Below are 23,946 nucleotides of genomic sequence, written 5' to 3' on the forward strand. Positions count from 1 at the left end.
AGTTCCAACCAGCTCCACTCTATCTGTGAATTTTCACCGCTGTCCGCATTAACCGAATCTGCCGGTAATGTAATCCTCTGTCAGTTGATGACCTGGATTGGTAAAGATCTTCTCCGTTGCTCCTACCTCCACCAGAGAACCCATATGAAAGTATGCAGTTCTTTGTGAGACCCGGGAGGCCTGTTGCATGGCATGGGTCACAATAACAATAGAGTACTGAGTGCTTAGCTCGGCAATCAGCTCCTCTACTTTGGCTGTGGCGATGGGATCCAGAGCTGAACAGGGCTCATCCATTAGGATAACTTCGGGGCTGACAGCAATGGCCCGGGCAATACAGAGGCGTTGTTGCTGGCCACCCGACAGACTTGTACCCGATTCATGAAGTCGATCCTTCACCTCATCCCAAAGGCCTGCCTTAATTAGAGAACTCTCCACTATTTCAGAGAGGTCAGCCTTGCCGGTGGCAAGGCCATGAATCCGGGGTCCGTAGGAAACATTGTCAAAGATAGATTTTGGGAAGGGATTGGGCTTTTGAAAGACCATGCCCACCTGGGCCCGCAGAGGAACCACATCCACTGTGGGAGCATAAATATTCACCCCATCAAGAGTGATATCGCCGCTCACCCGACAACTGGCAAGGCTGTCGTTCATTCGGTTTAAGCAGCGAAGAAAGGTAGATTTGCCGCAGCCTGAGGGGCCAATCATGGCCAGCACCTCGTTGCGACCAACGTCTATGGAAATGTTTTTGATAGCACATTTTTCGCCATAATGAACGTCGACCTTACGACATGTCATCCGGGCATTTTCAACAAAGGGGACGCCCACGGTCTGCTGGGAGGTTTCGGAGAGTTCTCCGTTTGTATCTAATCTGAGTTGCATTGTTATCGCTCTCAATTGGTTCGGCAGGGCTGTAATCAGCCCTGCTGGCAAAATATTTATTTTTTCAGGGTTTTCAGTTCTTTCACAGCTTGGGCATACTCTGCCCTCTCAGCCTCGGGCATGGGAATCATGCCCTTATCGGCCAGATAACCCTCATCGCCCCATGCCTTTTCACTGGTAAACTCAGCAAGAAAGCCCTTCATGCCCGGAATAACATCCACATGGGCCTTTTTTACATAGAAAAAGAGTGGCCGAGAGACGGGGTAGCTCCCGTCGGCAATGGCCTCGAAGGTCGGTTCCATCCCTTCGATGAAAGACCCCTGAACCAGATCGGCATTTTGCTCAAGGAAGGAAAATCCGAAAATACCAACGGCCGCCGGATTTGCCTGGAGTTTCTGGACAATGAGATTGTCATTTTCACCTGCCTCAATATAGGCACCATCTTCACGGATGGTGTGGCAGATCTTTTTGTAGGCCTTTTTGTCTGCCTTCTTCAGGGCTTTGATGGAGTCAAACTGCTTGGCGCCACTCTCCATGGCCAGCTCTACAAAGGCATCGCGGGTACCCGAGGTTGGGGGAGGACCCAATACTTCAATTTGGGTGGCAGGGAGCTGGGGGTTCACATCCCGCCAGGTCTTATAGGGGTTAGCGATCATTTTAGTAGGGTCCTGAGGATCCGGTACCTGCATGGCCAGGGCCATGAAAATTTCCTTTCTGCTCAGCTTGAGTGGAGCTCTCTCCTTAGAGTTGGCCAGAACGATTCCATCATAACCTATCTTTACCTCGACAATGTCTCCTACCCCGTTGGCCTGGCACTGATTAAATTCAGAAGATTTGATCGCCCGGGAGGCGTTGGTGATATCAGGATAGTTAACCCCGAGACCGCTGCAGAAGAGTTTAAAACCACCACCCGATCCTGTGGACTCAATTTTGGGAGTGGCAAAATTCGTCGTTTTACCAAACTGCTCTGCAACCACCGTCGCAAAAGGGTAGACCGTTGAAGAGCCGACAACGGAAATATAATCACGGGCCGCAAGGGCTGTTCCCGCAGCCAGTAAGGATATGGTACAGCCTAATAAAACAGTTTTTACCTTCATCTTCTTCTCCTGGTAGTTTTTTTACCGTAGGGTTTATTGGTGTTACCACTTTGTTTCGAATTTCTTACGCAGGAATACCGCCGCGGCATTCATGGAGATTAAAAACAGCAGCAGGATCATGATGGCCGCTGAGGTTTTTTCGGAAAAGGCCCGTTCCGGGCTGTCTGCCCAAAGATATATCTGTACGGGCAGGACCGTGGAGGGGTCAGTGATTCCACCTGGAATGTCGACAATAAAGGCAATCATGCCAATCATCAGCAGGGGTGCCGTTTCACCAAGGGCCTGGGCCATACCAATGATTGTCCCTGTCAGCATGCCGGGCATGGCCAGGGGGAGGACATGGTGGGTTATGGTCTGCATCTTGGAGGCACCAACGCCAAGGGCTGCTTCACGGATGGAGGGGGGCACTGATTTGAGGGAGGCCCGGCTGGCAATGATGATTGTTGGCAGGGTCATCAGGGAGAGTACCAGCCCACCCACCAGCGGAGTAGAGCGGGGTATTCCCCAGATGTTGATGAAGACTGCAAGACCGAGCAGGCCAAAAATAATTGAAGGCACAGCGGCAAGGTTGTTGATGTTTACCTCAATCAGATCTGTCCACCTGTTGCTCGGGGCAAACTCTTCGAGATAAATTGCCGTGGCCACCCCAATGGGAAAGGAGAGGCAGAGGGTGATGAGGAGAGTATAGAAAGAACCACAGGCTGCTCCCAAAATTCCTGCCAACTCCGGTTCACGCGAATCTCCCGCCGTGAAAAAGGTGGTGTTGAAAACCATCTCTATTTTATTATTTGCCACCAGGCTGTCAATCCAAGCCAGCTGTTGATCGTTCACCCGGCGATTGGCCTGAGGCAGAGAACGATCAATTTCTCCCTTCATCAGCATATCCACATCATCGTTTGCAGGAACCCAAAATTTCAGTCGACTGCCTATTATGGCCGGATCTGCAAGTACCTTATCCTGAATTTCAAAGGAGGCACCGGGACTGATCAGGCGATAGAGACTCTTTTTATCCTGTCGATCTGTTACCTCGGGAAACAGGGCATAAAGAGATCTCTTCACCATGGCCGGATAATTTGCCAGGCGAAGGTTTTCGCCTACGAAATCTGCTGGTCGTAACTCCACCTCAAGCTCTATTTTTGTCTGCTCAAAGGCCTTATAGCCATGGGTAAAAATATCAGAGAAGAGAAAGGCAATAAAACAGAGAGCTACAGCTATGGCAGAGACACCGGCAAGACGGAAACAACGGTCCTTGCGATATCGACTCTGTAGTTTTGCACTATTTTGTATGCTGGCGAGTGTATTCATTTTTTTTTTACTTATGGGTGATTTGAAAAATTAAGATTTTCAATAAATATCAGCGAGGCCCCGACTCCGAGGCGAATTAAAAAATTTCTGGCAGGGCAGAGATTATTCATATTGCTCCCGGTATCTGCGCACAACATAGAGGGCAATGATGTTAAGAAACAGGGTGAAGATAAAGAGAAAGAGACCCAGGGCAAAGGCGGCCAGGGTCTTGGCACTGTCAAATTCCTGATCTCCCGTGAGCAGAGTGACGATCTGTACGGTTACGGTGGTCACCGCCTTCAGGGGATTATAGGTAAGATTGGCCGAGAGTCCCGCCGCCATAACTACGATCATTGTCTCGCCAATGGCTCTGGAGACGGCGAGTAACACACTGCCGACGATCCCCGGCAGGGCCGCAGGGATAACAACGTTTTTTATTGTTTCATAGGAGGTTGCCCCCAATGCCAGGGAACCATCACGTAGGGATTGGGGAACCGCATGGATAACATCATCTGAGAGTGAGGAGACAAAGGGGATAATCATAATTCCCATGACAAGACCCGCTGCCAGAGCACTTTCAGAGGAGACCGCAAAACCGAGATTCGAGCCAACATCCCGAATCATGGGAGCTACGGTAAGGGCTGCAAAAAAGCCATAGACAACGGTTGGAATCCCGGCCAAAATCTCCAGAAGAGGTTTGACCCAGGTGCGCACCTGTTCCGATGCATATTCGGAGAGAAAAATTGCCGAGAGCAGACCTATGGGAATGGCAATAGCCATCGCTATGAGGGCAATCAAAATGGTACCGGCAAAAACCGGTACAGCACCGAAGGCCCCGGATGATCCTGCCTGGTCGACTCGCATGGCCGTCTGTGGACTCCACTTGAGTCCGAGAAGGAAATCTAAAACGGGGACCTCTCTGAAGAAGGCAATTGATTCAATCAGCACCGACATGATGATACCAAGAGTGGTAAAGATGGCTACAGCAGAGCAGAGCATTAAAAAGATGGTAGAGAGTCGTTCCACGATATTTCTGGCACGTAACTCCAGGCTGATATTGCGGTAACTCAGGTAAAAGCCCAGGATGGTGAGGCCGAGTGAGAGATAGGCCATAAGGCTTTGCCAGCCTTGCTGAGTGGCGAGATAGAGTCGTGCACTTCCTGTGGCGGTGGCATTGTTGAGAGAGGTGACAATATCTCCCCGAATGGCATTTTTAACGTCATTCATTACCAGGGAGAATTCGTTGCCTGAGAGGCTCTGTAGCTCTTGGGGCAAACCCCTCTTTACAGCAAGGGTTAAGAGATGTCCCTCGGCCATCTGCCAGAGGCTCCAGATAGCGAGTGCCGGTACGGCCGTCCAAAAAGCCACGAAGAGGCCGTGATATAGTGGCAGGGAGTGCAGAGAGCGCAGACCATCCTGTCTCCACAGTTCCTTGGCTCTGCCGGATCCTTTCAGGTAAGCTGCCAGGGCAAGAACAAGAATTATTGGCAGTAAATAGTTGTAAAGCATCGTCTATCTCGTCTGGGAAAAATTTGATCTAAAAATTCAGGATATTCTGACAATGTCGCCTTCCACCAGATAGACGACCTCTTCGGCAATATTGGTTGCCCGGTCAGCAATTCTCTCCAGGTAGCCTGCCACTAAAAAGACATCTATCAGGGCCGACGAGCAGTCGTGGCCTTGATAAAATTCTGCCTTGATATTCTTGTATGCGCTGTCCCGCAGGGCATCAACATCGTCGTCTAAAAAGAAGACCTGTCGTGCCTTGGCCGAATCTCGCTTGACCAGGGCGTCAATACTCATCTTCAACATTTCAATGACAATCCTGGACATGGTCGAATAATCAATGGTCTGGCCGACCTCGATCTGTTGCTCGGAAATTTTTCTCACACAGCGCCCTATATTTACAGCTGTGTCGGCTATCCTTTCCATTTCGTTGTTTATTTTAATAACAGCTACAATGAATCGAAGGTCGCTGGCCACGGGTTGATACAGTGCTAACAGCTTGAGACAATCCTCTTCGATCTCTACCTCCAGCTCATCTATCTCATAATCAGAGCGAATCAGAGAGTTGACAGCCTCTTCATTGTGGCTCTCGATAACCTCTGTTGCCCTTTGTACCCGGTTTTCTACCAGGCTACTCATGTGCATCATCTTGCAGTTAAGGGCGATTAATTCATTTTGAAAGCTATCCTGTAGAACCATTATATTTTTCCTCTCCTTGCCGCTGCCGGCCTGTTTTTTTCTTTGCCGCTTTACTGATGTACATATTAGAGGCCTGATGTTCGTTTGCAATTAGGTCTTTATTAGGATTAGGTTAGGAGGGGTAAAACTTGTTGCAGTGAGGAGGTAAAACCTGCAATACTCCTGCATGATTAACCTCCACCGGCAAAAAAATCCTGGGAAATAAAATGGCAAAACTCCATATTCTTATTGTAGAAGACGAGGCGGATATCCAGCAACTTGTGAGCTATAACCTCGTAAGAGCAGGTTTTAATGTGACGTGTGCAGATTCGGGAGAGGAGGCTCTGGGCTGTCTGGCCCGGGAGGCCTTTGACTGTATACTCCTTGATATCATGCTTCCCGGGATCAGCGGTCTTGAGGTCTGTCAGAGCATACGGCAGAACGAGGGCAAGTTGGACGCAGGGAGCCCCATCATCATGATGACCGCCAAGGGAGAGGAGGAGGATATTATTGACGGCCTGGAAAAGGGTGCCGATGATTACATCACTAAGCCATTCAGCCCCAAGGTGCTTGTGGCCCGGGTAAAGGCGGTGGTTAGACGAGGCCAAAAGGCAGAGGCTCACTCGGACAGCGGTCATATTAGCATTGCCAATCTCGTTATTGATCAGGGACGATATGAGGTTACGGCACAGGGAAAGGCAATCCAGCTCACTCTTACAGAATTTGGTATTCTGGTCCTCCTTGCTGAAAAGCCTGGTTGGGTCTTTACCAGACAGCAGATCATTGATGCGGTACGGGGATATGATTTTTTGGTTACCCCTAGGGCCATTGATGTACAAATTTTCGGTTTAAGAAAAAAACTGGGTGCTGCCGGTCAGTCTATCGAAACTGTGCGCGGCATAGGCTATAAGTTTAAAGATCCCCAGGAAGAGGACCTGGAACGGGGGCAGCGATGAAAGCTAAGAAAATAATCTGGCAAATTTTCCCGGCAAACCTGCTCATCCTCCTTGTCGCTCTGACAGCAGCAACATGGTATAGCACTGCAAGTATTCAAGCATTCTTTCTGGCTGAAACTGAAAACAGCCTTGAGTCAAGGTGTCGTTTGGTGGGTGCCCGGGTAGTTGAACTTGTCGAAGAAGATAATATAGCTGAACTCAGGGATTTTATCGTTCAGGGTGGAAGGGAATCGGGCGTACGCCTTACTGTTATAGCTGCTTCGGGTAGGGTGCTTGCCGACTCCAACGAAGATCCGGATATCATGAACAATCATCGGAATCGCCCCGAAGTTGCTACGGCATTGTCAGGGACAACAGGCAGCTCCCTTCGCTTTAGCACGACCCTGAGTGATGCCCTTCTCTATGTGGCCATCCCCCTTCGTTTGCAGGCATCTCCCGTCACAACGAATCTGATCCTGCGAGCCTCTCTATCGATTTCTTCTCTTTATCAGACAATAGCCAGAATTAAACGACGAGTAGCCCTGGGGGCACTGGCCATTGTTATTTTGGCTATCCTCACCACCCTCTTTATATCGCGAAATATCAGCCGTCCCCTTGAGGAGCTGAAAATATGGGCGGAACGATTTGCTCATGGTGATTTTTCTAAGAGAAAAGAGCTACTTCAGAGCAGGAATGCATCGAGGGAGGTCGTCGCCCTGGCAAAAACCATGGAGAGGATGGCTGAAAATCTGCATGAAAAAATAGATATGATCAGCAATCAACGAAATCAGCTTGAAACTCTTTTTTCAAGTATGCGGGAGGGGATTATTGCCATCGACTTCGAGGAACGAATTGTCCTGATAAACGATGCCGCTACCAGACTATTTGATCCCGGTGGCTCGCCGTCTGCAGGGAAGCTGGTGCAGGAATTTACCCGCAGCCTTGACCTCCTTCAGCAGATTCAGTATGTGCGGGAAACGGGTGAATCGCTGAAGGCTGAGCTTACCCTGCATGGAAGCCAGACAACCTCTTACCTGCAGACAAGTGCTGTTCCTTTCCATATGGCAAACGATGACAGCAGTGGAGTGCTCATTGTCTTAAATGATGTTACCCATCTGCGACGACTTGAAAGCGTTAGGCGGGACTTTGTTGCCAATGTCTCCCACGAACTGCGCACCCCCATTACTGCAATACGTGGTTATGTGGAAACCCTCCTTGACGGAGCCCTGGATCAGAAAGAGGATGCCAGGCGATTTCTCGCCATCGTCCTCCGGCAATCGTCACGGCTCAGTGATATCATCAATGATCTACTTGCCCTGTCACGGATCGAACTTGATTCCAGTACCGATAATATTGAACTCGAAGAGCAACATATCTGTAGTGTTGTTCGTGCTGCTCTGCAAACCTGTCAGATAGATGCCGAGCAAAAGGGGATTATTCTTCAGTTGCACTGTCCGGAGGATATAAGGGTCCCGCTTAATCCTCATCTCATTGAGCAGGCTTTGGTGAATCTTATTGTTAATGCTGTGCGCTATAGTCCGGAAAAAAGTGAGATTAGGGTGGAAGTTCTTGCCTGCGAGGAAGGGCAGGAGGTATCTATCAGCGTTGCAGATGATGGTTGTGGTATAGGGGCAGAGCATCTACCAAGGGTTTTTGAAAGATTCTATCGTAGTGATAAGGCACGGAGCAGGGAGTTGGGTGGAACGGGACTCGGACTTGCCATTGTTAAACATATTGTTCAGGCCCATAATGGTAGGGTCGCAGTTAATAGTGAGGAAGGGGTTGGGACAGAGTTCTCTTTTTTCCTGCCAATAAAGGGAGAGTAGGGGAGCTGTTTTTGCGTAACGAGTTATAACAGCCTGCTTATGTAGGCTGTTATAACTGTTGTGCGGGGAAAACTTAAGCTGCTTTTTTTACAAACTGAGTAAGGAGAACAAGACGCTGTCCTTCTACCCGGCCTTCAATGTGTGCGGCATTGTCGGCAACCAGGCTGATATTGCGGACAGTGGTTCCGCGTTTTGCCGTGAATCCACCACCCTTAACATTGAGATCTTTGATAAGAGTTACAGAATCGCCATCGGCAAGTGGGGTTCCATTGCTATCAACGTGGACTACGGAACTCTCCTCGGCCTCTTCTTCTTGTCCTAATTGGGCCCAGGCCAGGGTTTCTTCTTCAAGATAGAGCATATCAAGAAGATCCTGCGGCCAACCTTCGGCCTTTATTTTATTCAAGATACGCCAAACCATCACCTGAACTGCTGGTATCTGGCTCCACATGGTATCATTGAGACAACGCCAATGGTGTACATCGTCTAATTTTTCGATTTGTTCTGCACAATGGGAGCAGATTAAAACAGATTTGTCTGCATTTGCTGCAGATTCTGGTGGAACAGCAAAAACCACAAGATTTTCAATTGCATTACATAACTCACATTTACTCTCACTACGTGCATACAACTCTTCCTGAACACTCATTGACAAAAATTCTCCATTTTTTTTAATAAAAACAACCTGCGATAATGGGGCGCATGATAACATAAGTGCCAACAGAAAGATATTTTTGCTCAAGAGAGAAGCTTACTATTTCTTTGTCGGGGACGAAAGAAAGCAACTCTTTAGCCAAGAAGAGAATCGTTGCCACCAGTTACCTCTGAGCTCCAGGATGATATCCTCTCGACGGCGGGTGGCTATTTGCAGTTCCTCTTCGCTGAAATTTTCTCGGCCAAGATTTTCGGCCAGTTCAATATCCAGAAGTAGATGTTTATTGTCTGCACAGTTTATAACAGCTACCTCAATCTCTTCAAGCTTTAACTCCTGACAGGCTGTATAACGCCTGAAACCTGAGATAAGACGGTGGTTTTCATCAACAACAATGGGGTGGAGAAGACCTACCTTGGCAATAGAATTTTTCAGCGGAGCCAGATCGCCGGTACCTTGCCTGATTCTTGCTGCAGGATCCACAATTATCTCTTCAATTTTTAGCTTCATCTTTCCTCCTTAAAAGAAATATTCTCTATTAAAAAACCTATATTAATCTCAAGTATACACACTAAGTTCTTTGTAGACCCCATACCTTTTTCAAAAATAGTTCCTTTCGCCAGTTAACTAAGCACAGAGGGATAGGGCGGTTGGATAAAATATTTCTTGAACTGTTTTGCCTGTCGCTCAGTTTTTCTTTGCCAGTTGTCTGTAGAGTAATATAGAATTATCGTATATCTTTATAGCAATAATAAAATACAAAATGATGCTTCAAGGCTTTTTCTCAACTATGCTAAAAAAAATCAAACCGACGAGTCTTGGACAACGTACAGTCCTCTATGTGCTTGCGCCCACCCTTGTCATTCTTCTTTTTTCCGGTTTTCTTACATTTCAAACAGCCCGAGATATCCTCCTGCAGGAATGGATAGAGCAGGCCAATACAAGCCTAAAAAATGGGGCAAATATAATAGATGGCCGTCTCGAAGATCCCAAAAGACTCCTGCAACTTATTCAAAAGGCTCCGGTGGGTCCTGCTGGTTATGCAACGCATGAATATCTTATCGATCGTCTGAAGGGGATAAAAGGTGTGCTGGCAGCGGAAGTGGATTGGCCGAAATTTTCAGATGGCCCTCTTCCGCTACCTCTTACCGGTGCTGCTGTCATCACCACTATGCACAGTGGGGCGGCCACAGGTGTGCACACAACAAGGCCTAGTTATACCGAGACTTTTGCTCAAAAAAAGATCTCTCTTGTTTCAGAGTATAGGGATCAGAACAATGAATCTATTGGGAAAATTCAGGTATTTATATCTCTTGCAGATCTACTGAGTGATGTAACAAATTCTCTTTGGTGGCGGGAGCAGTCGTCTTTTATTATTGATAAAGAGGGACATACCCTTGCTCACCTTTCTCAGAGCGAATTAAATAGAGCAAAAAAGATATTTGAGAAAAAAAAATGGAATAGGATAAATAAAGAGAAGTTTGGGACAATCTTTAGTGAGGGAAAACCCCCTAAGGAAGTCTGTGTCTTTTATCATCTGGAGCAGGCCCCCTGGACTTTGGTTGTTATTGTCTCTGGCGAGAAGGTACTCAAGCCGCTACTGAATTTTCGTAATGCATATTTTTTTATCACCATCATCACTGGACTTACCATCCTTCTCACTATCCATCTGGTAACCTCGAAGGTTAACCGTAAAATTAATCAGGTTTCAGCAGCGGCCAGTCGACTTGCTGCTGGTTATTTTAGTGAACCTCTCTCCATAGAAACCGATGATGAAATAGGTGCCCTCTGTCAGAACTTTAATGAGATGACCAGCCAACTTAAGAATGGGTTAGATCTGCAGAAATCCATAGAGCTTGCTCGGGAGGTACAGCAGAATTTACTGCCTGGCAAGGATTTAAAAACAGCAGAGGTAGAAATTTCCGGCACCTGTATATACTGTGATGCCACGGGTGGTGATTATTTTGATATTATCCCCTGTCCCCTATCAGATAGTATTGGTGTTGCTGTCGGTGATGTCGTGGGCCATGGCATTAGTGCCGCCCTGCTTATGACTACCACCCGGGCTTTAGTTCGCTGTAGACTTAACAGTTCGGGCACTCTGGCCGATGTTGCCACCGAGGTGAATGCTCTTCTTTATAAGGACACGGCCCAGGCTAGTAATTTTGTGACCCTTTTTCTGATGAAACTTAGCCCGGAACAACGAAAAATTTCCTGGGTGCGGGCAGGACATGAACCTGCCATAGCCTATAATGCACGAACGCGGGTCTTTACCAACATACAGGGTAATGGTGTCGCTTTGGGGGTTAATCAGGCGTATCGCTACCAGGATCAGGAAATCACTCTGAGTAAGGATGTTCAGATACTGCTCATTGGTACAGACGGTATTTGGGACGCAGAAAATCCAGAAGGGGAACAATTTGGCAAAGAACGGGTGCAGAGCCTGCTGGCTGCAAATGCTCATCTTCAACCAAGAGAAATAATTTGCAATATATCAGAATCAATAAAAGTTTTTCAGAAAGATGCACCTCAATCAGACGATATTACCTTCGTCATTATAAAATTCCCTGCCATATAATATGAAGAAAACATCTCAAAAACCAGTTTGTAAAACGTCTCTGTTCTTTTGGGCCTTCCATGGCAATCTTAAACTGCAGATATGCTTGTTTTTTATAGTTGTTTTGATTGTCGGGGCTCGGGTCCTGCCCCTAGAGATGCAAAAAAGGGTAATTAATGACGCTATTGCCCTGCAAAATGTCGAAAAATTATTTCTTTACTGTGGGATATACCTGCTTTCGATTACCCTGGCAGGAGCATTGAAAATAGCAATTAATTATATCCAGTCGATTATCGGCGAGCGGGTAATGTTTGCTATGCGCCAACAACTTTATGAGCATATTCTCACCCTGCCACTGAGCTTTTTTCGCAAAACCCAACCGGGAATGGTTGTTTCTGCCCTGATGTCTGAACTCAGTGCTGCAGGCACCTTTGCCGGCATGGCCTTTGCCTCTCCCCTGACTAATATATTGTCACTTCTCGCCTTTGCCATTTATCTGATGTGGCTCCATACCTCCCTTGCCCTCCTTACCCTTGTTATTTATCCTGCAGTGTCTTTTATTCTTCCCTTTCTTCAGAGAAAGGCTAATAGGGCGAATAAGTCTCGGGTTGATATTACTCGAAGCGCATCAAACCAAATAGCAGAATCAGTTTCAGGAATTGCAGAAATACAGGTCCATGCTGCCTATCAGCAAGAGGATAAGAAATTTCGTTACTATAATGAAAAGCTGAAAAAAGTCCGAATTCGTTGGTCATTGTTAAAGTTTGGCATCAAGACAACCAATAACTATTTTGTTAGTCTTGGCCCATTTTTAGTCCTTCTTTACGGTGGTTATCTTATTATGCATGGCCAGTTAGGACTTGGTGCCATGGTAGCCTTTCTCTCAGCTCAGGAAAAGCTCTATGATCCCTGGAAGGAGCTTATTGATTTTTATCAGGTCTATCAGGATGCCTCGATACGCTACAAACGTACCATGGAGTATTTTGATCATCAGCCCGAGTTTCTTCTTGAGGCCCCACCCGTAGAATCGATTGACGACAGGGCCTCTGTTGAGGTTACAGGCCTCTCCTTTCAAACCGAAGAGGGGAAATATCTTCTAAGAGATGTATCTTTTAGGTTAAAGCCGGGTGAGCATATGGCCTTGGTCGGTTTTTCTGGTAGTGGGAAGAGTACATTAATTCAGTGTATTGCCAAAATGTATCAGTACAGTAAGGGCACCATAATGCTTGGTGGCAAAAATCTTGCCGATATTTCCAAGAATAGCCTGGTGGAGAAGATGGGCTATATTTCCCAGCGTCCTTTTATCTTTACCGGTTCTGTTAAAGATAATCTCCTCTATGCTGATCTTGCGGTGAGAGAAGTTGCCGGTGATGAGCAATTGGCTGAGCCTGAGCTTGACCGGATGATTCTTGCCCTTCAGCAAGCAGGCCTCTATGCCGATGTTATGCGTTTTGGCCTTGATACCATCGTTGGCTCTGATCAGATTGATATTATCAATGCAGTTATTAATATTCGGCCAAATTTTCGTAAAACATTTGCCGTTCAATTGGAACCTTATGTCGAATTTTATAAGAGCACAGATTATCTCTATCACTCCTCCCTTATTGGAAACATTATTTTTGGGGTGGCAGTGCCTAATGGTCTGGGAGTTGAACAGCTAAGTAAGCATAAGGACTTTACCACCTTTCTTAAACAGACAGGTCTTCTTGAGCCACTTGAATCTCTTGGTGAAAGAATAATTAGTGAAACCCTTGCCCTTATTGGAGATCTGGAGGATCCCGATCTTCTTGCTGAAAAAAGCCCTATTCCCACAGAGTCTCTTGAGCGGACAAGAAAAATTCTTGCCCGTAGTAAGGACAAGAAAATTACTGAAACGGATAAAAACTTTTTGTTAACAATCGCTCTGGAGTTTACCCCTGCTATTCATACCATGGTAGGTCTGCCTATGGCGCTCCGGGAGAGTATTCTGGAGGGGCGGAAAAAATTCCCTGCCTGGGCGGAGGAATTTTTCCCGGGAGAATTTAAATTTTATAATAAGGATAGTTATATTCATAACCAGTCCTTACTTAATAATATTTTTATGGGCAAGGCTAAGCAGGGTATGCCCCATGCTCAGGAGAAGATAAATAAGGCGATTATTCAACTCCTTATTGAAGAGGATGTCCTGGAATATGTGGTATACTTGGGGATGCAATTCCAGGTAGGTAGCGTCGGAGACAGACTTTCTGGAGGACAAAAACAAAAACTGGCCATAGCCCGGGTACTTCTGAAGAACTCATCTCTTGTTATTATGGATGAGGCTACATCGGCGCTGGATAATGCTTCACAGGCGCGCATTCAACGTCTTATCGATACTAGGTGGCGTGATAAACGAACCGTTATTGCAGTTATGCATCGTCTGGATGGTATTGATTCATTTGATAAAATTGGGGTAATGAAGGCTGGACGGTTATTAGAAGTGGGAAGTTACCAAGAACTTATTGATAAAAAAGGTGTATTTCATGAACTCTTATTCGGAAGATAATTATCAATCTTGCCAGATGAAGAAAAATTTGGCTGTTTTGCAAGAGGTTGATTTTTTTTCGCAGGTGCCCCCGCAGGCCCTGAAAATTATCGCCTTTCTTTGCAGGAGAATGTTTCTTGACGTAGGAGAGATTGTCTTTGCCAAGGGGGATGATCCGGCCAGGTGCTTCTACATTGTTTCTGGAGAGTTCGAGCTTATCTGTACAGCTGACTCAGGAGGAGAATCACATATTGCCAAGCAGGGAGATCTGGTGGGTTCTCTTTCACTTCTTGCCCGGCATTCATCTCCTTTTACTATGACTGCCAGCAAGGAGAGTGATGTCTTGGTAATAGACAGAGCTACCTTTGAGAAGGTGGTGGTGCAATTCCCTGAACTATATAAAATAACGGCAGAAAATATTGCAAAACGGATTTATCGTTGGGATGCCCTACAGTGTGAAAAAAGATGTTCTGACAAATCTCCTCGGGGCGGGGTGAGTTTCCTCTAAGAGGCTATAGCAATGGAATTTATTTGGGCACGTCAAAATACGCAGGAAAATTTACAGGATCTGCGCGAAGATATTGAGAGTCTGGGCAAGAGGTGGCAGTTAGATAAAAAAACCATGTTTAATCTGCAACTTATAGTGGATGAATTTGTCACTAATCTTGTCAGCCATTGCAACTGTGGTATTGGTATTCATCTCACTATAACCAAGGAGGAAGAGAATCTCCTCATCACCATAAAAGATAACTGTAGTCCTTTTAACCCTCTTGCTGTTGCTCTGCCTAATCTATGTGCGCCTCTCTGTGATAGAGAAGCAGGGGGGCTAGGTATTTTCCTAATTCGTAAAAAGAGTAGATACATTAATTATAGAAGAACAGATTCAGAAAATATTACTACGATAACCTTGGCGATAGAGAAATAGTAGTTTAGCAAAAAAACAAATGGGTTCTGTATGGAAATTACAATTAGTAAAGATAATAATATACTGGTCACTAACCTGTCCGGTAAACTCAACTCAACAACGGTGACCAAACTCGAGGAGTCCCTGCGACAGCATACTTCGCCGCCATTGAGTCACCTTGTCCTTAACTGTCAGGACCTTGAGTATATATCAAGTGCTGGTCTCCGCATTGTTCTGTCTCTTACTAAAACATTTGCAAAAACTGACTGGCATTTTACCATCTGCTGTTTGCAGGAGCATGTCCTTGAAGTTTTTGAAATGTCAGGATTTGATAGTCTGGTAACGATAAAGACGAGCCAGGAGGAGGCTAAGGAAAAGCTCAGTTAAGGATGGTACTTCTTGACAGAGCAGTCCAGAATATTGAGTGCTTTTTTCAGGTATCCAAGCGTGATAGTGTAGTTATTCGTCAATCGGCTTATTATAATGTGGAATAACTGGTATCCTGAAGCTTTTCACAAAAAATGAAAAACGCATAAAGCTTAAGTTTCCAAGGTCGCACAGGATCCGATTAAGTTGAGTGATGTGAAGGAACTTGAGAGAATTCATCAGAGATGAATTTAAAACTGCTATGCTAATTGTTAAATGTGCTGCCTGTAAGAAGAAGTTATGGTCTTATGAAAAAATAGGGCAGGGCGAGGTGTTGCGTTGCCATAAAGAGCGGATACAGAAGTTCTTTTACCAAGCTGAGCCGGGGAAGGCAGAGCATAAAATTTACTGCTCCTGTGGAAAAGAGATCGGGATAGATAGGGGTAAGTTTTTTAAAATGATAGCAAAGGCCTTTACTTATTCTGGAACCAAAAGAAATTAAATCGATTTTTGAAAAATGCTGAGTTTAAGCAATAAGTGCAACATTCTTTAAATTTCAGTATGTTGCACTTATTGTCTCAATATAGCCTTGTTCAGGCAGCCTGCCAGCAGACTGATCTATCTAAACAGTATCGTTTAAACTTTAAATTGTCCCACTGCTGCTTTGAGGGATTCTGCTATTTCGAAGAGTTCGCCTGCCCGGGTCTTAACCTGGGTGCTGGCATTGCTCATATCGTTTGCACTGCTGTTTACTCCTGCAATCTCTGCCGAGATACTCTCGGTTACGGTAGAATTGCTTGCCACGTTTTCACTCACCTCGGTGATGCCGCTTGAGGCCTGGCTGACATTGATGGCAATTTCTTTGGTGGTGACGTTCTGCTCTTCCACTGCGGTGGCAATGGTCGCAACGATTTGATCGACATCGGCAATAACCTGACGAATTTCATCAATTTCCTTTACGGTTACTCCCGTTGCCTGTTGAATGCCATCGATCTTCTTTTTAATATCAAGGGTTGCATTGGCTGTCTGTTTGGCCAGATCCTTAATCTCGTTTGCCACTACGGCAAAGCCCTTACCTGCCTCACCGGCCCGAGCCGCTTCGATGGTGGCATTAAGGGCCAGCAGGTTTGTCTGCTCGGAAATTTCGGTGATGACCTCCGTCACCCGGGTGATCTCTGCCGCGGCTGTGCCAAGTTCGTTGACACGTTGCGATGCCTGTTGAGAACGATCAACGGCCTGTTGGCTAATACCCTTTGCCTTACCTGAATTTTCTGCAATTTCGCCTATGGTTGCGTTCATCTCTTCAGCAGCTGTAGCCACCATGGAAATATTGACCGAGGCCTGTTCCATCGCCGCTGCCACGGAATTTTGGTTGGCGCTCATCTCTTCAGCTGACTGAGCCACCTGGGTTGATCTGCTGGCGGTATCTAAAACTCCTTTTGCCATATCATCGGAGATGGCGACAAGCTCAGTAGAAGAGTCGTCTAGGACGTTCACCCGTTGATTAATGTCCCCTATGACTCCCCGTAGGCTGGTTGACATCTCGTTAAGCGAAACTGCCAGCAGGCCAATTTCATCCTTTTGATCCACATCCATCCGCTGGGTCATATCACCCTCTGCCATCTTTCTTGCCAACTCAACACCTTTAAAAAGAGGGCGGGTGATCAAGAGGGTCAGGATAAGACCCAGTCCCAAGGCCAGGACAACGCCCACGACAATGCCAATAATGATGAGTATCTTGCCCTTTTGGGCAATTGCTTCGGCCTCTGTAGCAGCTATCTGGGCACTCGTATCTGCCTTGGCAACAATGGTATCAACGGTTGCATAAACACGATTCTGATAGGTCATAGCATCTTCTAACAGAAGGGTGCTCATCTTGTGAAAATTTTTATAGGCTGTGTCAATGGGTTTGGTCATCTCTGTCAGTACGGCAAAGACTTTTTCGCTCTCTGGATAGACCTTAGTTCCCATGATCTCTTTCGCTTCGGCGGGACGACCTGCCCTGATGGCCGCCTTTACCTGAGCCACGCTTCCATGAAACTGGTTATGAATTCTCTTTGCCTTTTCAGCTATGGCAAGAATGTCTGGATTTTGAGTATCCATATTATTAAGAAATTTGCCGATATTACAGGCATGAGGATCTCCGCCTCCGACAAAGGATCTTCCGGTTGAAATGAGCCTGGCTAGATCTATCAGGAGGACCTCATGCTCTTTTACAGATTTTTCCATGAGTTTTTGCCGTAACATGGGATTGACAATATCAGCTCTGACAAGTTGCTGAGACAGTTCTACCGCCTGATTACTGATTTCGCCCCATTTTTTAAGGTTTGTTTTAAAATCCCGCCATTCCGGTTTTACCTCTTCGGCAAATGGCAGCTTTTTAAACTCATTAATAGTTATTCCGTAATTAGCCCTTGCCTGGGCAAGATCTGTTATGACTTTTTGCCGTTGCTCAATAGAGGCATATGGGGTGAGCAGAGAACGCAATACTCCACTAATAATAGCCGCTTCGGCCTTGATTTTCAGAATTTTTTCCATTGCTGGCATGCTGTTATTAGCCAGCTCCTGCTCCTGAACATGCAGGGCCTTCAGCTGCAAGACACCAACCATGCCGACAAAAACTACAATCAGGGCAGTGAGGGCAAAGCCTCCACCCAGCTTTACCCCTAGCTTCAAATTTTTCATTTCCTCTCCTTGCGTGTAACGATAGTTAATTAGCCTAATTGTCTGGTCGCCTACGATTGGTGCCGGATTTAGATAAAGGGTGCGACTTTCTTTCCTAAAGGTCTCAGCAGGCCCTGCTGTCAGGCAGAGGCAAGGTCTAAGAACCATAAAAAACAGATTTATTGCCGATAATCTCTAGGAAATTCATTTGGTTATGGGTACCCGCATTGCAAGATCTACGATCTTGTCATTTTTTGCAAGTGTTATCGAGTAGTTATTTGGTTTTTTTCTGTTAGGGCTGAGGCGAATCCTTTTTTTTGTGGCCGCATCTGGTCTAACTTTGGTGGAAATTGGCCTTAGATGGGTTGGCGAGGGTCCGGGTTGTTGTCTCTAACAATCTTTAGCCATGCATGCTTAGAGGTTCATCGGGAAACCATCATTATTACAGGTGGAAGAGTTGCCAAGGTTGCGTAGAGGCCGATCAAGTTTAGTGATGTGCTGGAATCGGAGAGAATTCATAGAAATGAATCTCAGCGTTGCCATGTTAGCGATGCGGTCTGTAGGAGGTAGTTATATGAAAAAAGAGGGAGGGGAGAAACTATATCCTGCCATAGAGGATGGATTTTTTTTACTAAGTCGTTGGAGATTATAAATGTTATTTTTCTGGGGAAAGGAGCGAGGGGCACATTTCTAAAATGATAGCAAACGTCGGTCCCCCGGAAGGAAAATAAATCAGGCCTACAGGGGAGTCTGTTCAGACAGCCCTATAGGCTGTCTGAACAGTATGTTTTAAATTTTAAATCGTCTCATTGCTGCCTTGAGGGATTCTGCTATCCCGGAGAGTTCGCCTGCCCGGGTCTTAACCTGGGTGCTGGAGATATTCATTTCGTTTGCACTGCTGTTTACTTCTGCAATCTCTACCGAGATACTCTCGGCGACGGCAGAGCTGCTTGCCACGTTTTCACTCACCTCGGTGATGCCGCTTGAGGCCTGGCTGACATTGATGGCAATTTCTCTGGTGGTGACGCTCTGTTCCTCAACGGCAGTGGCAATGGTTGATACAATCTGATCGACATCGGCAATAACCTGACGAATCTCATCAATTTCCTTTACGGTGACTGCCGTTGCCTGTTGGATCCCATCGATCTTCTCTTTAATATCAAGGGTTGCATTGGCTGTCTGTTTGGCCAGATCCTTAATCTCGTTTGCCACCACGGCAAAGCCCTTACCTGCTTCACCGGCACGAGCCGCCTCGATGGTGGCATTAAGGGCCAGCAGATTTGTCTGTTCGGAAATTTCGGTAATGGCCTCTGTGACCCGGGTGATCTCTGCTGCGGCCGTGCCAAGCTCATCAATACGTTGTGATGCCTGCCCGGAACGATCAACAGCCTGTTGACTAATACCCTTTGCCTTGCTGGAATTCTCGGCAATTTCGCCTATGGTTGCGTTCATCTGTTCAGCGGCTGCGGCCACCATGGAAATATTGACCGAGGCCTCTTCCATTGCCGCTGCCACGGAATTTTGGTTGGCACTCATCTCTTCAGCTGAATGAGCCACCTGGGTTGATCTGCTGGCGGTATCTAAAACTCCTTTTGCCATATCATCGGAGATGGTGACAAGCTCAGTAGAAGAGTCGTCCAGAACGTCCACTCGTTGATTAATGTCCCCTATGACTCCTCGCAGACTGGTTGACATCTCGTTGAGTGAAACTGCCAGCAGGCCAATTTCATCCTTTTGATCCACATCCATTCGCTGGGTCATATCTCCCTCTGCCATCTTCCTTGCCAGTTCAACACCCTTAGAAAGAGGGCGGGTGATGATGATGGTTAGGAGGAGGCCCAGTCCCAGGGCTAGACTAACGCCCACGACAATGCCAATAATGATCATCAACTCACCATTTTCGGCAATTTCATAGGCCTCTGCAGCAGCTGTCTCAGCACCTGCATTTGCCTTGGCGGCAATGGTATCGACGGCTGCATAGACACGGTCCTGATAGACCACAGCATCCTGCAGTAGGAGGGAGCTCATCTTGTGAAAGCTTTTATAGGCTGAGTCAACCGGTTTGCTCATCTGGGTCAGTACGGCAAAGACCTTCTCGCTCATTGGATAGACCTCAGCCGCCATGATTTTTTTTGCCTCGTCGAGGTGACCTGCCCGGGCGGCCTCCTTTGCCTGAGCCACTGCTCCATGGAACTGGTTATGAACCTTCTTTGCCTTTTCAACCAGGGCAAGAATCTCCTGATTGTCAGTATCCATATGATCAAACCATCCGCCGAGACTACAGGCATGAGAATCTCCTCCTCCGGCAAATGGTTTTTGCTCTGAAACGAGCCTTGCCAGCTTTATCAGCAGCACCTCATGCTCTTTTTCAGCCCCATTTAGGAGGGATTGGCGCAACATGGGGTTGACAATATCTGCTCTCACAAGTTGCTGAGACAGTTCTAGCGCTTGTCTATTGACCTTGCCCCATTTTTTAAGGTTCGTGTTAAAATCCCGCCATTCTGGCCCTACCTCTTCGATAAATGGCAGCCTCTGGAACTCGGCGGCAATTTTGCTATAATGTTTTCTCACCGTAGCAAGATCCGTTACGACCTTTTCCCGTTGCTGAACGGTGGCATAGGGGGTGAGCAGAGAGCACATCAGTCCATCAATAAGTGCTGTATCGGATTTTAGTAGCAGAAGTTTTTCTATTGCTGGCATTCTATTGTTAGCTAACTCCTGTTCCTGATCATGCAGGGCTTTCATTTGAAAAATACCAACCAGGCCGACAAATAGTACAATCAGGGCAGTGAGGGCAAAGCCTCCACCCAGCTTTACTCCTAACTTTAAATTCTTCATACTTTCTCCTTGCGTATAACGATGTTTGATACTCCTGTATCTTTGCTCTTTAGATAATAGTCCACAATTTTTTTTTTGATCTCTTTTTCTGTTACATATAGAATTATCTATGTTTCTGGTCATTTAAACTAAAAAGTAAAATGGTACAATATCTATTTATCAAATTAGCTCAGCCATCTTTCTGGAGTGCCCTAACCGGTAAAGACAAAAAACATAAATGGTATAGAAATACGAAAAGAGGTCTCTTGCGAAATAAAAAAGATGTGCGCAGATGGGGGCGCAATGGGTTACATGGGAGCCTTGCCCTAGAGATAGCAGAAGAGGATGTTCGTCTTGATAAAAAATACAACAATGACGATTCAATATGGGGGCCTGTGTAGTTGCCGTTGCATATTGATGTATAGAGGATTATTGCCGTAGCTATTTAGGAGGAGCTTTTTCGTTCTGGCTTGAAGCGGCCTGTGCCCTTATGAAAAAAGAGGGCAGGAGAGGTGCTTGCATAGAGGATAGAGAACCAGCCCTATATCCAAGAGGCTTACAGGAAATCCAGGGGGAAGGTGTTCAGGCAGCCCGCGACTGGGCTGCCTGAGTAGTATGTTTTAAATTTTAAATTGTCCTACAGCTGTCTTGAGGGCCTCGGCTATTCCGGAGAGTTCGCCTGCCCTGGTTTTCACGTGACTACTGGAGATATTCATCTCGTTTGCACTGTTGGTTACTCCTGCAATTTCTGCCGAGATACTCTCGGCCACGGCAGAACTGCTTGCCACGTTCTCACTCACCTCGGTGATACCGCTTGAGGCCTGGCTGACATTGATGGCAATTTCTCTGGTGGTCACACTCTGCTCTTCAACCGCGGTGGCAATGGTTGATACAATCTGATCGACATCGGCAATGACCTGACGAATCTCATCAATTTCCTTTACGGTTACTCCCGTCGCCTGTTGAATGCCATCGATCTTCTCTTTAATATCAAGGGTTGCACTGGCTGTCTGTTTGGCCAGATCTTTAATCTCGTTTGCCACTACGGCAAAACCCTTACCTGCCTCACCGGCTCGTGCCGCCTCGATGGTGGCATTAAGGGCCAGCAGATTTGTCTGCTCGGAAATTTCGGTAATAGCCTCCGTCACCCGGGTGATCTCAGCGGCGGCCGTGCCAAGTTCGTCAACACGTTGCGATGCCTGTTGAGAACGATCAACAGCCTGTTGACTAATACCCTTTGCCTTGCTGGAGTTCTCGGCAATTTCGCCTATGGTTGCGTTCATCTGTTCCGCAGCTGCGGCCACCATGGAAACATTGACCGAGGCCTCTTCCATTGCCGCTGCCACGGAATTTTGGTTGGCACTCATTTCTTCAGCTGACTGAGCTACTTGGGTTGATCTACTGGCGGTATCTAAAACTCCTTTTGCCATATCATCGGAGATGGAGACAAGTTCAGAGGAGGCGTCGTCCAGGACGTCTACCCGCTGATTAATGTCCCCCATCACTCCTCGCAGGTTAGTTGACATCTCGTTAAGCGAGATTGCCAACAGGCCAATTTCATCTTTTTGATCCACATCCATTTGCTGGGTCATATCACCATCTGCCATCTTCCTTGCCAACTCAACACCCTTAAAAAGAGGACGGGTGATCAAGAGGGTCAGGATAAGGCCCAGTCCCAGGGCAAGGGCAACGCCTACGACAATGCCAATGATGATGAGCATCTTACCCTTCTTGGCAATTGCCTTGGCTTCTGTCGCAACCCTATGGGCTCCTGTATTAGCTTTTAACGCAATGGCATCTGCGGCTACATAGACACGGTTTTGGTAGAGCACTGCATCCTGCAGGAGGAGGGAACTCATCTTGTGAAATCTTTGATAGGCTGAGTCAACGGGTTTGCTCATCTGGGTCAGTACGGCAAAGACCTTCTCGCTCATTGGGTAGACGTCACTCTCCATGAGCAGTTGCGCCTTGTCGAGGTGACCAGCCCTGGCGGTCTCTTTTACCTGCGCCACTGCCCCATGAAACTGGTCATGAACTCTCTTGGCCTCTCCAACCAGGGCAAGGATTTCCGGATTACGGGTATCCATATTGTTAAACCACTTGCCAAGATCACAGTCACGGGCATCCGCTCCTCCGGCAAAGGGTCTCCCAGCCGAAACGAGTCTGGCCAGCTTTATCAGCAGAACCTCATGGTCCTTTTCAGCCTTTTGTAAGAGCGTTTGTCGAAACATTGGATTGACAATATCACTGCTCACAAGCTGTTCGGACAGTTCAGCTACCTGGTTATTGACCGCTGACCATTTTTTAAGGTTTGTCATTAACTCCCGCCATTCGGGTTCAACCTCTTCTATAAATGGGAGCTTCTGGAAACTGCCAATAAGTATTCCGTAATTGGCTCTTGTTGTAAGGAGGTCTGTTGCAACCTTTTTTCGTTGCTGAATTGTAGCATATGGAGTGAGTAGAGAACGCATCATCCCGCCAACAATAGCTGCGTCGGATTTGATTTGCATAATTTTTTCTACTGCAGGCATTCTATTATCAGCCAACTCCTGCTCTTGGTTATGCAGGGCCTCCAGTTGGAAGATACCGACTAGGCCAACAAAAAGGACAATCAAGGCCGTGAGGGCAAAACCTCCACCTAGTTTTATCCCTAACTTTAAATTTTTCATTTTTCTCTCCCTGTGTATAATTTAGCTTTGATATTGAGGAACCCTTAGCTATTGGGCTGATCTGACGATGGGACTGGATTTTGTAATAGGTGTGGCACTCATGCTCAAATGTCTCAGCGGGGTTTGCCTTGTTACAGCAGGTCAAGGTTTAGATGCTAAAAACCATAATCCCTCTCAAGGGCCTTGTTGGTATTTTCTAAAACAATCGTTCTCGTAAACAATCTCAGCGATTTTAGAAATTTTTGCAACTGTTATCATTGGGTTATTTGGTGCTGAAATTTAAATTAGGTGGAAAGATCTGTGCATTTGGATTTGTTGACGGTATTTACTTAAGGTAAAATTTAAAGCTCTTGCTTGAGCTATAAGATATTGATTTTGCATTTAAATGACTATTTGGCTAGAGGAGGCCTTTGGGGACGCCTCTAACGTGCTGTTACTGTTGAGTTCTGGGCTGATGGATAGGTGCATAGGCTAAGTCGTTGGCTAGGCGTTTTGAAGTTTTTTACAAAAAAGCGGAAGAAGCAGGCGGGAAGGGGTTTTTGCGTAAAGAACAGATGGGGAAAAAATATTTAGGGGATCTGGGAGAGATGATCAGACAGCCCAGGCGAT

18 protein-coding genes are annotated in these 23,946 nt (G+C 46.6%); 8 read left to right on the plus strand and 10 right to left on the minus strand.

Features of this window, described 5'->3' with window-relative positions; translation table 11 throughout:
* Nucleotides 1-48 precede the first annotated feature (48 nt).
* The 5 genes from pstB to phoU form a co-directional block, all read right to left on the minus strand.
* Nucleotides 49-879, minus strand: coding sequence for a phosphate ABC transporter ATP-binding protein PstB (gene pstB, locus DP_RS09600; RefSeq protein WP_049785062.1), 831 nt, complete (start codon nt 877-879; stop codon nt 49-51).
* 56 nt (nt 880-935) lie between these two features.
* Complete coding sequence (locus DP_RS09605) at nt 936-1,976, minus strand: PstS family phosphate ABC transporter substrate-binding protein (protein WP_011189122.1); 1,041 nt, start codon at nt 1,974-1,976, stop codon at nt 936-938.
* Between the two features lie 42 nt (nt 1,977-2,018).
* Complete coding sequence (pstA, locus tag DP_RS09610; RefSeq protein ID WP_011189123.1) at nt 2,019-3,281, minus strand: phosphate ABC transporter permease PstA; 1,263 nt, start codon at nt 3,279-3,281, stop codon at nt 2,019-2,021.
* A gap of 102 nt (nt 3,282-3,383) precedes the next feature.
* Entirely contained in the window at nt 3,384-4,769 is a 1,386-nt protein-coding gene (gene pstC, locus DP_RS09615; protein WP_011189124.1) for a phosphate ABC transporter permease subunit PstC, read from the minus strand.
* Between the two features lie 36 nt (nt 4,770-4,805).
* The gene (gene phoU / locus DP_RS09620) at nt 4,806-5,465 is read right to left on the minus strand and encodes a phosphate signaling complex protein PhoU (protein ID WP_011189125.1); all 660 of its coding nucleotides are present in this window, start codon (nt 5,463-5,465) and stop codon (nt 4,806-4,808) included.
* Between the two features lie 206 nt (nt 5,466-5,671).
* Between phoU and DP_RS09625 the strand changes: the two genes are divergently transcribed.
* Together DP_RS09625 and DP_RS09630 are read left to right on the plus strand one after the other, a co-directional pair.
* Nucleotides 5,672-6,400 (plus strand): response regulator transcription factor, encoded by a 729-nt coding sequence (locus DP_RS09625; RefSeq protein ID WP_011189126.1) that lies wholly within the window; start codon nt 5,672-5,674, stop codon nt 6,398-6,400.
* Nucleotides 6,397-8,205: a HAMP domain-containing sensor histidine kinase gene (locus tag DP_RS09630; protein WP_011189127.1), complete on the plus strand. Its 1,809-nt coding sequence runs from the start codon at nt 6,397-6,399 to the stop codon at nt 8,203-8,205. The genes DP_RS09625 and DP_RS09630 overlap by 4 nt, the downstream gene beginning before the upstream one ends.
* 73 nt (nt 8,206-8,278) lie before the next feature.
* Here DP_RS09630 and DP_RS09635 read toward each other — a convergent pair whose 3' ends face one another.
* Together DP_RS09635 and DP_RS09640 are read right to left on the minus strand one after the other, a co-directional pair.
* Nucleotides 8,279-8,854, minus strand: a complete 576-nt coding sequence (locus DP_RS09635) for a PhnA domain-containing protein (RefSeq protein WP_011189128.1) — start codon at nt 8,852-8,854, stop codon at nt 8,279-8,281.
* A gap of 105 nt (nt 8,855-8,959) precedes the next feature.
* Entirely contained in the window at nt 8,960-9,367 is a 408-nt protein-coding gene (locus DP_RS09640; protein ID WP_011189129.1) for a ParB N-terminal domain-containing protein, read from the minus strand.
* Between the two features lie 280 nt (nt 9,368-9,647).
* Here DP_RS09640 and DP_RS16865 point away from each other — a divergent pair, with 280 nt between their 5' ends.
* The 5 genes from DP_RS16865 (at nt 9,648) to DP_RS09665 (ending at nt 15,208) form a co-directional block, all read left to right on the plus strand.
* Nucleotides 9,648-11,435: a SpoIIE family protein phosphatase gene (locus DP_RS16865; protein ID WP_162096648.1), complete on the plus strand. Its 1,788-nt coding sequence runs from the start codon at nt 9,648-9,650 to the stop codon at nt 11,433-11,435.
* 85 nt (nt 11,436-11,520) lie between these two features.
* Nucleotides 11,521-13,938: an ABC transporter ATP-binding protein/permease gene (locus tag DP_RS09650; RefSeq protein WP_049785063.1), complete on the plus strand. Its 2,418-nt coding sequence runs from the start codon at nt 11,521-11,523 to the stop codon at nt 13,936-13,938.
* Complete coding sequence (locus tag DP_RS09655; RefSeq protein WP_011189132.1) at nt 13,916-14,425, plus strand: cyclic nucleotide-binding domain-containing protein; 510 nt, start codon at nt 13,916-13,918, stop codon at nt 14,423-14,425. Before DP_RS09650 ends, DP_RS09655 begins: the two co-directional genes overlap by 23 nt.
* A gap of 12 nt (nt 14,426-14,437) precedes the next feature.
* Nucleotides 14,438-14,842, plus strand: coding sequence for an ATP-binding protein (locus DP_RS09660; RefSeq protein WP_011189133.1), 405 nt, complete (start codon nt 14,438-14,440; stop codon nt 14,840-14,842).
* 30 nt (nt 14,843-14,872) lie between these two features.
* On the plus strand, nt 14,873-15,208 hold the full coding sequence (locus DP_RS09665; RefSeq protein ID WP_011189134.1) for an STAS domain-containing protein: 336 nt from the start codon (nt 14,873-14,875) through the stop codon (nt 15,206-15,208).
* Between the two features lie 615 nt (nt 15,209-15,823).
* Here DP_RS09665 and DP_RS16870 read toward each other — a convergent pair.
* Together DP_RS16870 and DP_RS16875 are read right to left on the minus strand one after the other, a co-directional pair.
* Complete coding sequence (locus DP_RS16870; RefSeq protein WP_049785064.1) at nt 15,824-17,872, minus strand: methyl-accepting chemotaxis protein; 2,049 nt, start codon at nt 17,870-17,872, stop codon at nt 15,824-15,826.
* A 768-nt stretch (nt 17,873-18,640) separates the two neighbouring features.
* Nucleotides 18,641-20,689, minus strand: coding sequence for a methyl-accepting chemotaxis protein (locus tag DP_RS16875; RefSeq protein ID WP_049785065.1), 2,049 nt, complete (start codon nt 20,687-20,689; stop codon nt 18,641-18,643).
* 245 nt (nt 20,690-20,934) lie between these two features.
* Here DP_RS16875 and DP_RS18805 point away from each other — a divergent pair, with 245 nt between their 5' ends.
* Nucleotides 20,935-21,069: a hypothetical protein gene (locus tag DP_RS18805; RefSeq protein ID WP_265588543.1), complete on the plus strand. Its 135-nt coding sequence runs from the start codon at nt 20,935-20,937 to the stop codon at nt 21,067-21,069.
* Nucleotides 21,070-21,288: 219 nt separating this feature from the next.
* Here DP_RS18805 and DP_RS16880 read toward each other — a convergent pair whose 3' ends face one another.
* Nucleotides 21,289-23,337 carry a methyl-accepting chemotaxis protein gene (locus DP_RS16880; RefSeq protein WP_011189139.1) on the minus strand — a complete coding sequence of 683 codons (2,049 nt, stop codon included), beginning with the start codon at nt 23,335-23,337 and terminating at the stop codon, nt 21,289-21,291.
* Nucleotides 23,338-23,946 lie beyond the last annotated feature (609 nt).

Source organism: Desulfotalea psychrophila LSv54 (assembly GCF_000025945.1).
GTDB lineage: Bacteria > Desulfobacterota > Desulfobulbia > Desulfobulbales > Desulfocapsaceae > Desulfotalea > Desulfotalea psychrophila.